The sequence below is a fragment of the Asanoa siamensis genome, from assembly GCF_016862555.1.
Classification (GTDB): domain Bacteria; phylum Actinomycetota; class Actinomycetes; order Mycobacteriales; family Micromonosporaceae; genus Asanoa; species Asanoa siamensis.
In genome coordinates this window covers 1-13,049 of the sequence record NZ_BONE01000089.1, presented here as the reverse complement: position 1 = coordinate 13,049, position 13,049 = coordinate 1, and the positions used below count along the sequence as shown (strand labels likewise).

11 protein-coding genes are annotated in these 13,049 nt (G+C 73.5%); 7 read left to right on the top strand and 4 right to left on the bottom strand.

The features are described 5' to 3' along the window. Nucleotides 1–28 precede the first annotated feature (28 nt). Nucleotides 29–721 (bottom strand): DUF1684 domain-containing protein, encoded by a 693-nt coding sequence (locus Asi02nite_RS34675; RefSeq protein ID WP_239127445.1) that lies wholly within the window; start codon nt 719–721, stop codon nt 29–31. A 141-nt stretch (nt 722–862) separates the two neighbouring features. On the opposite strand from Asi02nite_RS34675, the gene Asi02nite_RS34670 reads away from it, so the two are divergent. The 6 genes from Asi02nite_RS34670 to Asi02nite_RS34645 all read left to right on the top strand — a co-directional run bounded on the left by Asi02nite_RS34670 (nt 863) and on the right by Asi02nite_RS34645 (nt 6,132). After that, nucleotides 863–1,843 carry a TrmB family transcriptional regulator gene (locus tag Asi02nite_RS34670; protein WP_203718258.1) on the top strand — a complete coding sequence of 327 codons (981 nt, stop codon included), beginning with the start codon at nt 863–865 and terminating at the stop codon, nt 1,841–1,843. 119 nt (nt 1,844–1,962) lie between these two features. After that, nucleotides 1,963–2,934, top strand: coding sequence for an ABC transporter substrate-binding protein (locus tag Asi02nite_RS34665; RefSeq protein ID WP_203718257.1), 972 nt, complete (start codon nt 1,963–1,965; stop codon nt 2,932–2,934). 13 nt (nt 2,935–2,947) lie between these two features. Continuing rightward, nucleotides 2,948–3,721, top strand: coding sequence for an ABC transporter permease (locus Asi02nite_RS34660; protein ID WP_203718256.1), 774 nt, complete (start codon nt 2,948–2,950; stop codon nt 3,719–3,721). Continuing rightward, on the top strand, nt 3,718–4,482 hold the full coding sequence (locus Asi02nite_RS34655; protein WP_239127444.1) for an ABC transporter permease: 765 nt from the start codon (nt 3,718–3,720) through the stop codon (nt 4,480–4,482). Before Asi02nite_RS34660 ends, Asi02nite_RS34655 begins: the two co-directional genes overlap by 4 nt. Further along, complete coding sequence (locus Asi02nite_RS34650) at nt 4,475–5,257, top strand: ABC transporter ATP-binding protein (RefSeq protein ID WP_308440193.1); 783 nt, start codon at nt 4,475–4,477, stop codon at nt 5,255–5,257. Before Asi02nite_RS34655 ends, Asi02nite_RS34650 begins: the two co-directional genes overlap by 8 nt. Further along, a complete protein-coding gene (locus Asi02nite_RS34645) occupies nt 5,254–6,132 on the top strand; it encodes a PaaX family transcriptional regulator (protein WP_203718254.1) in 879 nt (292 codons plus the stop codon). The genes Asi02nite_RS34650 and Asi02nite_RS34645 overlap by 4 nt, the downstream gene beginning before the upstream one ends. On the opposite strand, the gene Asi02nite_RS34640 is transcribed toward Asi02nite_RS34645, so the two are convergent. The 3 genes from Asi02nite_RS34640 to Asi02nite_RS34630 are packed head-to-tail and all read right to left on the bottom strand — an operon-like array spanning nt 6,059 to nt 11,973. Further along, the gene (locus Asi02nite_RS34640) at nt 6,059–7,534 is read right to left on the bottom strand and encodes an acyl-CoA synthetase (RefSeq protein WP_203718253.1); all 1,476 of its coding nucleotides are present in this window, start codon (nt 7,532–7,534) and stop codon (nt 6,059–6,061) included. The genes Asi02nite_RS34645 and Asi02nite_RS34640 overlap by 74 nt on opposite strands. A gap of 5 nt (nt 7,535–7,539) precedes the next feature. Further along, the gene (locus Asi02nite_RS34635) at nt 7,540–8,457 is read right to left on the bottom strand and encodes an amidohydrolase family protein (RefSeq protein WP_373312380.1); all 918 of its coding nucleotides are present in this window, start codon (nt 8,455–8,457) and stop codon (nt 7,540–7,542) included. Between the two features lie 48 nt (nt 8,458–8,505). After that, on the bottom strand, nt 8,506–11,973 hold the full coding sequence (locus Asi02nite_RS34630) for a S8 family serine peptidase (RefSeq protein ID WP_239127442.1): 3,468 nt from the start codon (nt 11,971–11,973) through the stop codon (nt 8,506–8,508). Between the two features lie 136 nt (nt 11,974–12,109). Here Asi02nite_RS34630 and Asi02nite_RS34625 point away from each other — a divergent pair, with 136 nt between their 5' ends. Beyond that, nucleotides 12,110–12,811, top strand: coding sequence for a GNAT family N-acetyltransferase (locus Asi02nite_RS34625; RefSeq protein WP_203718251.1), 702 nt, complete (start codon nt 12,110–12,112; stop codon nt 12,809–12,811). Nucleotides 12,812–13,049: the final 238 nt, after the last annotated feature.

Sequence of the window (13,049 nt, the reverse complement as noted above, 5' to 3'; positions counted from 1 at the left end):
GCATAGAGAAGAGCGGGCGGGGGGTGGTTCAGTGCACCTGGAAGCCGCCGCGGAAGACGGGCAGCTTCTCGCCGGCGATGACCGGCCGGCGGAAGCGGTTCTGCCGCGGCGGCATGGGACAGTTGAACTGTCCCGAGAAACCACAGGGCGGCACGTAGGCCCGGTTGAAGTCGAGCACGACCCGGTCGGCGCCGGGCTCGCGCGGCACGATCAGGAAGCGTCCCGATCCGTACGTGGTGACGCCGTTGGTCTCGTCGCCGAAGACGAGCAGCAGCGTGCCGTCGTCGTCGAACGCGTCGAAGGCGTAGTCGACGCCGTCGAGCGCGAAGAGGATGTCGCCCGGCACGGCGAGGTCGCGGGTCGAGCCGTTGTCGCGCAGGTGCTCGAACGCGACGAGGCGGGGCGGGTCGTGGGGGACGAACCGCGCCTCGACGACCCAGTCGGGGTCGAACGGGTAGACGTCGATGGTCTCGAAGTGCCGGTTGGCGGGGGAGTCCGCGTCGAAGCGGCGCACCCCGTGGAAGAGCACGCCGGTACGCAGGTCGCGGCGCTCGATCGGCACGCTGCCCGGGTGGTCCTCGACGCCGGCACCCCAGATCGTCTCGACCAGCGCGAGGTTGCCCATCGGCCCCGTGACCCGCTCGATGCGGGAGTCGCGCCAGGCCGGCCAGCCCGCGCGGGCACGGTCGACCGCCGCGGCGGAGGCGAGGGGCGTGGACACGGGCGGGCCAACTTTCGGATCGAGGGGCACAACTCGGCTTAACCTACTGGCTTGATGGGTTAATCCGTCCAGTGCTCTTGATCACAAGATCACGCCGGCCTCCCGACCGGGCCGCGGAAGATCATTCGTACAGTTGCCGGCATGGATGAGCTGCTGTCGGCCGGAGAGCAGGACGCGTACCGGTTGCTGGTCCGGCTCGGCTCGGCCGACGCCGGGACGCTCGCGGCCTCGGCGCACCTGCCGCCGGCCGACGCGTCGGCCCTGCTCACCGCGCTGCACGCGAAGGGGCTGGCCAGTGCCGGCCCGGTGTTCCGGCCGCTGGCGCCGGACGTGGCCTTCGGCGACGCGCTGCTGCGCCGGCAGGAGCTGCTCGAGGACGCCCGGCGGACCGTCGCGGCGCTCAGCGAGGACTACCGCCGGCACAGCCGCCGCCGCGACGCCGACCACCTGGTCGAGCTGATCGTGGGGCGCGACGCGCTGCGCGGCCGGCTGCGGGAGATGCAGGACGGGGCCCGCAAGGAGATCCTCTGGTTCTGCCGCGCCAACCCGCTGGCGATGGAGGGGCAGGAGAACACCGAGGAGTACTCGGCGCTGGCCCGTGGCGTCGACTACCGGGCGATCTACGAGCGGGCGCTGCTCGACCAGCGCGGGGAGCTCGTCGGCATCCTCGCCTCGATGGCGGCCGGCGAGCAGGCCCGCACCCTGCCGTCGCTGCCCGTGCGGCTCGCGATCGCCGACCGGGAGTGGGCCATCTGCCCGCTCGTGCCCGACGAGGCGCGCGAGCTGGGGGAGCCGACGGCGGCCCTGATCCGGTCCAGCGAGCTGCTCGACGCCCTGGTCGCCCTCTTCGAGAGCTTCTGGGAGCGGGCGACGCCGCTGCGGGCCGACGGCTCGGCCGCCGACGAGCTCGGCGAGGCCGACGTGCTGCTGCTCTCGCTGGTCGTGTCGGGCCTGCCGGACAAGTCCATCGCGACCCACCTCGCGGTCAGCAAGCGCACTGTCCAGCGCCGGCTCGAGCGGTTGATGGCCCTCGCGGGCGTCGACACCCGGCCCGCCCTGGCGTTCCAGGCGGCCCGGCGCGGCTGGCTGACCACCTCGATCCATCGGCGGATGAATATTTAACCCATTCATGACGGGCGTCAGACTTTCTTGACTTTCGATGTCTTCGTGGCCGACCATGGCCTGCGAAGTGTGACCCCACCCACAGCGCGGCCCGCCCGTGCCGAGGAAGGGCTTCGTCGATGAAGAAGGTCACCGCTCTCGGGCTCGCCGCCGCCGCCGCGGTCGCCCTCACCGGATGCACGGACTCCGACGCGACCCCGGCCGTGCAGGCCAGCGGCGAGCTGCGCCAGGTCCGGGTCGCCGCCCTGCCGATCACCGAGACCGCCGCGCTGTGGGGCGGCATCAAGGCGGGCCTGTTCGCCAAGCACGGGCTCGCGGTGGAGGTGCTGCCGGCCCAGGGTGGCGCCCAGGCGATCCCGGCCCTGCTCAACGGCGACATCGAGTTCGCCATCGGCCAGCCGTTCGGCGCGTTCCGGGCCGACCTGCAGGATCTCGGCGTCGTGCTGATCGGCAACTACGCGTCGTCCTATGCGGACGGTGCCGACATCAACGCCGTGGTGGCGTCGGCGACGTCGGGCATCGCCCGGCCCGCCCAGCTCGCGGGTCGCCGCGTCTCCGTCAACAGCCTCGGCGCGGCCGGGGACGTCACCATCATGGCCGCGGTCGAGAAGGACGGCGGCGACCCGACGACGATCAAGTTCGTCGAGGTGGCGTTCCCGGACGTGCCGGCGCAACTGGCCGCGGGCAACATCGACGCCGCCTGGGTGCCGGAGCCGTTCGTCACCCAGCTCCGCGGGCGGGGCGACACCTTCGTCGTCGCGCCGTACCAGGCAACTGTCCCGGGCCTCGCGACCCTGACGACGCTCGCGTCGAAGAAGAGCATGGACGCCGACCGCGAGCTGATCGCGGACTTCTCCGCGGCCATGAAGGAGACCCTGCTCTGGGCCCAGGATCCCGCCAACGAGGCGGCCGTCCGACAGGCCATCAAGGACAATCTGGAGCTACCGCCGCCGGTCGCCGACTCGGTGAAGCTGCCGACCTTCGGATGGGAGATCGACCGGGCGACCCTGGAGACGCTCGCGACGCTCGCCACGAAATACCGCGTGCTCGACCGGCAGCCCGACTTCGGCCGCCTCGTCCAGCAGCAGTAGCCGGGCCGACGGGATGCGCGTCCGCAAGCCGCTGCTGGGCGCCGCGGGCCTGCTGGCCTTCCTCGTCGTCTGGCAGCTCCTGCCGGCGCTGGGCCTCGTCGACCGGCAGTACCTCCCGTACGTCACCGACGTGCTCGGCCGGCTCGTCGAGGAGCTGCGGGACCTGGCCTTCTGGCGCCGGCTCGGGCTCACCATGAGCTCCTGGGCCATCGGCCTGACCATCGCGACGGGCGCGGCGGTGGTGCTCGGCACGATGGTCGGGCTCGTGCCGTTCCTGCGCCGCGCGACACACACCACTGTGGAGTTCCTGCGCCCGATCCCGTCGGTCGCCCTGATCCCGCTCGCGGTGCTGCTGTTCGGCATCCAGCAGCGGGCCGCCCTCGTCATCATCGTGTACGCGTCGTTCTGGCAGGTGTTCGTGCAGATGATCTACGGGGTCGCCGACGTCGACGCGGTCGCCCGGGACACCGCCCGCAGCTTCGGCGTCACCCGCCGGGAACGGCTGGTCTACCTGATCCTGCCGACCGCGCTGCCGTACCTGATGACCGGTGTCCGGCTCGCCGCCGCGGTCGCGCTGATCCTCGCCATCACCGCGGAGATGGTCATCGGCAACCCCGGCCTCGGGCGGATGATCGAGCTGTCGCGCTCCGCCGGCGACGCGGTCGGCCTGTACGCGCTCGTCGTCGTCACCGGGCTGCTCGGCCTGCTGGTGAACGTGTTCTTCCGGTTCGTCGAACGGCGGGCCCTGTCGTGGCACCAGTCCGTCCGCGGCGAGGAGGTCCTGTGAGGGCCCGGCTCCTCTACCCGGTCGGCCTGCCGTTCCTGCTGCTCGTGGTCTGGGCGCTGGCCACCACGTCGTCGACGAACCGGTTCTTCCCCGGGCCGGCGGCGATCCTCGACGCGTTCGGCGAGACCTGGATCGGCCCGGCGTTCGTCGACGACGTGCTGCCGAGCCTGTCCCGGCTCGCTATCGGCATCGTCGCCGCGATCGCGGTCGGCGTCGCGGCCGGCACGCTCATCGGCCTCGTCCGCTGGCTGCGCGAGCTGTCGGAGCCGCTGCTGGAGTTCTTCCGCGCCGTCCCGCCGCCCGTGCTCATCCCGATCGCGATGCTGCTGCTGGGCATCACCGACACCATGAAGGTCGTCGTCATCGTCTCCGGGGCGGTGTGGCCGATCCTGCTCAACACCGTCGACGGCGTGCGGGCCACCGACAGCGTGCAGTCCGAGACCGCCGCCGCGTTCCGGCTCACCCGGTGGGAGCGGCTGCGCTTCCTGGTGCTGCCCGCCGCGAGCCCGCGCATCATGACCGGCGTGCGGCAGGGCCTCTCCGTCGCCCTGATCCTGATGGTCATCTCGGAGATGTTCGCGTCGTCGGCCGGCCTGGGCTACCGGATCGCCTACTTCCAGCGCAACTACCTCGTCGCCGAGATGTGGAGCGGCATCCTCCTGCTCGGCCTCGTCGGCGTGCTGCTCGCCGCCGTCTTCGGCCTCGTCGAGCGGCGGGTCCTGCGCTGGTACCACGGCATCAAGGAGGTCAACCGTGGGTGAGCTGCTGCGGGTCGAGCACCTGCGCAAGGTGTACGAGCCGGCGACCGAGGCCATCGGCGACCTCAGCTTCACGATGCGCGCCGGCGAGCTCCTCTGCGTCGTCGGGCCGTCAGGGTGCGGCAAGACCACCCTGCTGAAATGCCTGGCCGGCCTGCTGCGGCCCACCGGCGGCGTCGTCGAGATGCACGGTGCGCCCGTGACCGGCCCGAGTCCCGCGATGGCCGTGGTCTTCCAGGAGTACGGCCGCAGCCTGTACCCGTGGCTGACGGTGCGCGGCAACGTCGAGCTGCCTCTGCGGCACAAGCGACTGTCCAGAGTAGAGCGGGCCAGGCTCGTTGCCGACGCCGTCGAGGCGGTGGGCCTCGCCCACGTGGCCCGCAGCCACCCCTGGCAGCTCTCCGGCGGCATGCAGCAGCGCGTGGCGATCGCCCGGGCGCTGGCGTACGAGCCGGACGTGCTCATCATGGACGAGCCGTTCGCCGCCGTCGACGCCCAGACCCGCGCCGACCTCGAGGACCTGGTGCGGGATCTGCACGCGACCCGCGGCATCTCGATCGTCTTCGTCACCCACGACGTCGACGAGGCGGTCTACCTCGGCGAGCGGGTCCTCGTGCTGTCCGGCGCCCCGACCCGGGTGCGGGCCGACCTGCCCGTCGACCTCCCGCCCGAGCGCGACCAGCGCAGCACGCGGGCGCTGCCGCGCTTCACGGAACTGCGGACACAGGTGTACGAGCAGATCCAGCGGGCCAAGCGCGGGCAGAACGTCGCACCGTGACGGCCATCCCGCACCGCCGCGCCCCGAAACGACTGCTGCTCGCGTTCTTCGGCGAGCACGTCGTCGACGACGATCCCGGCCCCATCCGCGCCAGCGCCCTGATCGGGGTGCTCGAAGGCGCCGGTGTCGCGGCCCCGGCGACCCGGGCCACCCTCGACCGGCTCGTGCGCACCGGCATCCTCGCCCGCGGCCGCAGCGGACGGGAGATCCGCTTCGCGCTGACCGCCCACGGCACGGCGCTGCTGCGGGAGGCCACAACCCGGGTCCGCGGCCCGCACCCGTTCGAGCCGCAGGGGCCGGGCTGGACGCTCGTGACGTTCACGATCCCCGAGGAGCGGCGCACGCTGCGCCACCGCCTGCGGTCGACACTGACCTGGGAGGGTTTCGCGCCGCTGCGCGACGGGCTGTGGCTCGCACCCGGCGAGGTCGACCTCGCCGGCTCCCTCGGGCCGCTGCGCCGGGACCTGCCGCCCCACGCCCTGATCGCCTTCCACGCGCGCGACCTCGCGGAGTTCCCGATCGCCGCGAGCGTCCGGGCGGCCTGGGACATCGAGGCGATCCGCCGCGCGCACCTCGCGTTCATCGACGCCTGGGCCGACCCGGCGGCCGCCCGGCAGGCGTCGAGCGCGCTGAGCGTGCGGACGATGCTCGTCGCGGACTGGCTGGCGCTGCTGCGCGCCGACCCGCGGCTGCCCCGCGAGTTCCTGGACGCACGCTGGCCCGCCGAGCGGTCGGCGCGGGTCTACCGGCGGATGCACGAGCGGCTGGCGCCGGCGTCCGCCGCGGAGTTCGCCGCGCTCGTCACCCGTACCGCGCCCGAAGCTCCGCCTTCCGCACCTTCCCGGACGCGGTCCGTGGCAGGTCGGGCACGATGACGACGTGCCTCGGCAGCTTGTAGCGGGCGACCCGCCCGTCGAGGAACGCCCGCACGCTGTCGGTGTCCACTGTGGCGCCGGGCCGCACGGAGACGATCGCCCAGGGCACCTCGCCCCACCGCTCGTCCGGCACGCCGATGACCGCGGCGCCGGTGACGCCGTCGATCTCGGCGAGCAGGACCTCGACCTCGGCCGGGTAGATGTTCTCGCCACCCGAGATGATCATGTCCTTGAGCCGGCCCGCGATGAACAGGTAGCCGTCCTCGTCCAGGTAGCCCAGGTCACCGGAGCGGAACCAGCCGTCGGCGGTGAACGCCTCGGTCGTGGCGTCCGGCAGCCCGTGGTAGCCGGGGAACACGTTCGGGCCGGCGACCTCGACCTCGCCAACCGTGCCCGGCGGCACGGGTTCGCCGCCCGGGCCGGCGATCCGCACGTCGGTGAAGAAGTGCGGCAGGCCCACGCTGCCCGGCTTGGCCCGCGTCATCGCGGCCGGCAGCGCGGTCGCGCCCGGCGCCGTCTCGGTCATGCCGTAACCCTGCGAGAAGGACAGGCCCCGCCGCTCGTACGCGTCGCGGATCCGCGCCGGCACCGGCGATCCGCCGCAGGTGAGCTTCGCCAGCGTCGAAAGGTCGGTCGACGCCCACTTCGGATGGTCGGCCATGAGCTGGTAGGTGGTCGGCACCCCGCTGAGCATCGTCACGCCGTGCCGCGCGATCGCGGCCAGCGCGCGCCCCGGCTCGAAACCCTTCTCCAGCACCAGCGTGCCGCCCTTGAGAAGCACCGGCAGCGCCCCCATGCCCAGCGACGCGACGTGGAACAGCGGCGAGATCATCAGCGCGACGTCGGTCGAGACGACGTCGTAGTCGACGACGCAGTTGAGCGCGACCCAGGTGAGGTTGCCGTGGGTGAGGACGGCGCCCTTGGCGCGGCCGGTCGTACCCGAGGTGTAGAGGATCGCGGCGGGATCGTCCATCGTCACCTCGACCGGACCCGGCCGCGGCAGCGCCGCGCGTCGCACGTCTGCGGTCCCGACGGTGTGCGTGACGGGCGCGCCGGCGGCCACCGACGCGAACTCCGGGTCGTGCACCAGCACGCGGGCGCCGGAATCGGTCAGCACGTGGGCGATCTCGGCCGGTGCGAGCCGCGTGTTCACCGGGACGAACACGGCGCCCAGCCGCGCGACGCCGAACAGGACCTGCAGGAACTCAGGGCTGTTCTCACCGAGGTACGCCACGGCGGTGCCCCGGCCGACGCCGAGGCCGCCCAGCACCGCGGCGGCGTCGTCGGCACCGTCGGCGAGCTGCCGGTAGGTCGTCGTCGCCCCGTCGCCGTGCACGAGGGCGGTCTTGGCGGGGGAGACCAGCCGGCGTCTGGCCGGCCACGCGCCGAGCCCGGGTGGCACCGCCCTCACCCGGCCAGCCGCAGCAGGCGGGCGGCGTTGTCCTTGAGGATGCCCGGCAGCACCTCGGGTTTGAGGTCGGTGGCGGCCACGTCCCGCAGCCACCGGTCGGGGGTGAGCAGCGGGAAGTCGGTGCCGAAGAGGACGCGGCGCTTCAGGATCGTGTTGGCGTGCCGCACCAGTTCGGCCGGGAAGTACTTCGGGCTCCAGCCGGACAGGTCGATCCAGGTGTTGGGCTTGTGGGTCGCGACCGAGAGGGCCTCGTCCTGCCACGGCACCGACGGGTGGGCCATGATGATCGACAGGTCGGGGAAGTCGGCGGCGACCGCGTCGAGCAGCATCGGGTTGGACAGTCCGAGCCGCAGCCCGTACCCGCCCGGCAGGCCCGCCCCGATCCCGGTCTGTCCGGTGTGGAACAGCGCAGGCACGCCGGCCCGCGCGAGCAGGCTCCAGAGCGGCGCGTAGTCCTCGTGGCTCGGGTCGAAGCCCTGCACGGTGGGGTGGAACTTGAAGCCGCGCACCCCTTCGTCCTCGATCAGCCGGCTCGCGAGGTCCAGCGCCGCCTCGCCCGTGCGCGGGTCGACCGAGCCGAACGGGACGAGCACGTCGGCGTGGTCGGCGGCGGCGCGGGCGATCTCGGCGCTGGACAGCGGCGGGTGCGCGAGCTGGGTACGGGCGTCGACGGTGAACACCACGGCGGCCATCCGGCGCTCGCGGTAGTAGGCCGCCACCGCGTCGACGGCGGGGCGCGGGCCGTCGGTCCTGAAGTAAGCGGACAGCGCGGTCACCAGCGGCTCGGGCAGCGAGGTGTGGCCGTGGTCGTCGACCTCGATGTGCACGTGCGTGTCGATCGCGGTGACCGTGGCCAGGTCGATCGCGGGCGCGTACACGACCTCGATCGGAACATGGATCGTGATGGGTGTCAATGGCGGTGCTGCCGGGGCCGGGTCGCGGCCCCGGCAGCACCGGTCGGGTCAGGCGCGCGGGTAGGCGCGGATGACGGTCTGGTCGAGCGAGTTGCCGGCGCGGTCGGTGGCCCGCACCCGCAGCGACACCGCGCCGCGGCCCGGCGGCACCAGCGCGACGCCGTCGCGCACCGACGCCTGGCGCCACGTCGCACCGTCGTCAGTGGACACGTCGACGCGCAGGCTCCGCAGCCTGGCCGAGAAGTCCAGGGCGACACCATTGCCGCCCACGGCGTAGTCCACGGTCAGCAGCGGCAGGTCGCCGGCCTTGCCCGAGCGGAACGTCCACTGCGACTCGGTGCGGGTGCCCAGCGTCCAGTCGTCGCCGCCGTGGGCGGTGGTGACCCGCAGCCGGTAGCCGGCGTCGCCCGGCGTCGTCGTCACGTCCTGCCAGCCGTCGGGCAGCTCCGCGAGCAGCGCGCCGTCGCGCCACAGCGTCGCGTCCACTTCGGAGATGTGCGCGTGGTGGCCCTCCCGGTCGACCAGCCCCGGCACCCGCAGGCGCAGCACGTCGCCCGCCCGGCTTGAGCCGACGTCGGTCGGCCGCACCACCGGCACGCCCCAGCTCTCCGTGGCCCGGCCCGCCGTGACGGCGTGCGGCTGGTCGCGGAAGCCGGACTCCAGCGGGCCCCAGCCCCACGGGTAGCCGTCGGAGACGTAGTGCTGCCAGAGCGAGTCGCCGGCCGACACCCATTCCTCACGGACCGAGGGCGTGCGGGCGTCGCGGGACACGTCGTTCCACGCGTACTCCTGCCACGGCCGCCAGCCGAACCGCTGCTCGCGTACCCAGTCGAAGCCGCCGTTGTCCGCGTAGCTGGTGGTGATCCGCCGGCTGTTCGCCGGCGTCACCCTGTGCACGACCTGGTCCGGGATGCGGCCCGGCGACACCTGGATCACGTCGTAGAGGTACGGGCTCGAGGTGGTCAGGGTCAGCTCCAGCGACGCGCCGAGCCGGCGGGAGAGCAGGTCCGCCGTCGGCTGGTCGAGCGCCAGCGCCACGACGGGCAGCCGCTCGCCCTCGGGCGTCCAGCTCGTCCAGGTGGAGAAGTCCGGTGGGCGGACCATCAGCGCGACCGCCGCACCGGCCCGCGCCGCCGCGTCGATCTTCGCCAGCTCGTCCTCCTGGTCCGCCGGGATGAGCACCGCCTTGCCACGCACGTTCGGGTCGCCCCACCGGGCCAGCGGGAAGCGGCGGGTGCCGTCCCAGGCGGGGGAGAAGCCCATCAGGTTGAGGTCCAGCGGACCCTTGACGCCCGGCACGCGCGCCTCGACCATCGGCGCGACGAGCTGCCAGCGTGACGAGAACTCGAAGCTGCCGGTGCGTACCGGCCTGGTCGGGACGACGTTGACCTTCTCGACGTTGCTGAAGTGCATGACGCCGTGGCCGACGCGGCGGCCGTTGCCCGAGACGCGGTGCACGTAGTAGCTCAGGACCGCCTGCTGCTCCGCCGGGCGCGGCGTCTCGATCCGGATGGGCCGGCCCTTGCGCCCGTCGACGAGGATCTCCATGTCGCGGTCGACGACCAGCTCCGGGATGGTGGTCAGGTTGGCCTGCTCGTCGTTGCGCGGGCCGTCCTCGAACAGCGCGTCCATGAGGTAGGTGCCCTCGCGCAGCTCGTAGGTCGCGCCGCCGTCGCCCGCCCAGCCGAGCACGTCGTTGCGGGCGTCCTCACCGGTCAGGATCAGCGCCGGCACCGAGGTCGGCTGCCCCTGACGGTCGACCGCCCGGACGGTGACCTGATGCGTCGGGCCGTCCTTCAGCGCGCCGACCGCGGTGGTGACCCGCACGCCGTCGGCGGTCGCGGTGATCCAGCCGCTGAGCGTGCCCAGCGGCAGCGCCGCGAAGTCGACGGTGGCGTCCACTGTGGCGGTTCCGTTGGCCGGCACGGTGACGCTGCTGGCGCTCAGCTTCACCGCGGCCGGACCGGTCAGGGCCAGGGTCACGGCGTTGCCGGCGCTGTTGGCGTACGTGATGGTCCGGGTGGCGGTCGTGGGCGTGCCGCCGACGGTGTGGAGGCCGTAGTCGGCGACGCCGGTGCCGGTCACGCTCTGCGACGTCGACCGGGCGACGTCGACGCGGCCCGCGCCCTGCGCGTACACGGGGAGGTCCTTGGCCGTCGCCGCGGTGCTGACCAGCGCGTCCTTGATCTTCGCGCCGGACCAGTCGGGGTGCTGCTGCGCCAGGATGGCGGCCGCGCCCGCCACGTGCGGGGTGGCCATCGACGTGCCCGACGCCGCCGTGTAGTTGGCGTCGACCGGGCCGCCCATCGTCGTGCCGGCCGCGCGGGCCGCGACGATGTCGACGCCCGGCGCGGTGATCTCCGGCTTGAGGCCCTGGTCGCCCAGGCGCGGTCCCTGGCTGGAGAAGCCGGCGAGCCGGTCGTCACGGTCGACCGCGCCGACGGTCAGCGCGCTGCGGGCGGCGCCCGGCGAGCCGACGGTGGCGGCGGCGCCGGCGTTGCCGGCCGCGACGACGAACAGGGCGCCGGAGCGGGCGCTCAGCTCGTCGACCGCGAGGCTCATCGGGTCCAGGCCGTCGGTGGGGTCGCCGCCGAGACTCATGCTGACCACCTTGGCGCCGCTGTCGACGGCCCACTGCATGCCGGCGATGATCTGCGACTCGGAGCCGGAGCCGCCGTCGTCGAGCACCTTGCCGACGAGCAGTTGCGCGCCGTTCGCGATGCCCTTGCGGCGGCCGTCGGACGCGGCGCCGGTGCCGGCGATGGTCGAGGCGACGTGCGTACCGTGGCCGTGGTGGTCGACCGCGTCCGCGGTCTCGGTGAAGTTGCGCGCCTCGCGCACCTTGCCGGCCAGGTCGGGGTGGGTGGCGTCGACGCCGGTGTCGAGCACGGCGACGGTGACGCCGCGGCCGTCCAGACCACGCTGCCAGGCCTGCGGGGCGCCGATCTGGGTGGCGCTGCGGTCGAGGCTCGCGTGCACCTTGCCGTCGAGCCAGATGGTGCCCGCGGCGGCTGCGGTCCGGGCCGTGCTCTGGTTTCGCCAGAACGCGGCGAGGGTGTCCTTGGCGGGGGCGATCGCGCTCGCGCCGATGCTCGGGAGGTTCGGCGCGGTCCGCTGGGCGGGGCCGCCACGCACGATCAGGGGGAGGGTCTTCGTGTCCGCGTCGCCGTACCCGTCGGTGATCAGCTTTTGCACGTCGAACAGGTCGACGTCGAGCCGGCCGGCGCTGATCATCGGGATGGCGTCGCTGGGCAGCACCCGCAGGCCGCCGTCGACCTCCAGGGTGTGGAAGGTGACGCGCTCCCGGCCGGGCGCGGGATCGACGGTGGCGGCGTACCGGCCGTTGCCGGCCCGGACCAGCTCGACCGTGTCGCCGGTAACGAGGGTGATCCGCGCACCCGACGATGCGCTGGCTTGGGGGGTGGCCACGGTCCCGGGTGGGGATCCGTGGGCCACCGCCGCTCCGGGCAGGACCGCCACGCCGGCTACGACGCCGGCGAGCAGACGACTGAACATGGGGGACTCCTTCGCGCGGTGGTTCGCTGCACGCATCCTGGAGTCTCGATATTCATGATCGTGTAACCTCGGCCTGCCGCGATGCGGACATGGCGCGATGTGGACACCGCGGCAACGCCGTTGGCATGATGCGACGGTGACCGAAGATCCACTGCTCGCGCGGGCCCGGCGGCTCTGGTGCCTGCTGGCGGGCGCGCCCGTGGGCTTCACCGCCCGCGGCGTCGACGTGGTCGTCTCGCCGAAGTCGGCGCTCTGCCCGCCGGGCTGGGTCGGAATCGTCTCGCTGGGCGGTGTCGCCATCGCGACGGTGCCGGACGCGTGGTCGCTGCGCGCGCTGGCGGTGCTGCCGGCATCGTCATGGCAGGACCCGGCGGCGATCCGGGACGGCCTGCCGGTACGCGAGTCGCTGGGTCCGGCGACGCTGGCCTACCTGGATCCGGCGGCGTTCACGCCGGTCGGCGGGGGCGCCGAGCCCGTGCCGGTCGGCAATCCTGCGGTGAAGGACCTGCTCGCTCGGGTGCCCGCGGCGGAGGCCGACGAGTCGGCGCTGACGGACATCACGTCACCGGCGTTCGTGCTCCGCTCGGGCACGGAGGTCGTCGCGGCGGCGGGCTACCGGCGCTGGCCGGGCGGGGTGGCCCACCTGTGCGTGCTGACCTCGCCGACACACCGCGGCCAGGGCCTGGCCCGCACGACCGCCACGGCGGCGGTCACGTCGGCGCTGCACGCGGGGATGCTGGCGCAGTGGCGGGCCCGCCATGCCGCGTCACGGCGGGTGGCGGTGGCGGTGGGCTTCCGAGAGCTCGGCTGGCACCTGAGCCTGCGGTTGGAGGCCTGAGGCCCGTCTCACGGATGGCGGGCGGCGGCCAGCCGGGTGCGTCTCGCGGGCGGCGGGTCCCAGCCGGGTGCGCCTGACGAGTGGCGGCGGCCAGCCGGGCCCGTCTCGCGGGCGGCGGCGGCCAGCCGGGCCTGTCTCGCGGATGGCGGCGGCCAGCCGGGCCTGTCCGGTTGCGCGCGGAGAGCGACCCGCCGTTCAACCGGCTTCCGCACCTACCCGTGCGAAATGGCCTAGTCGC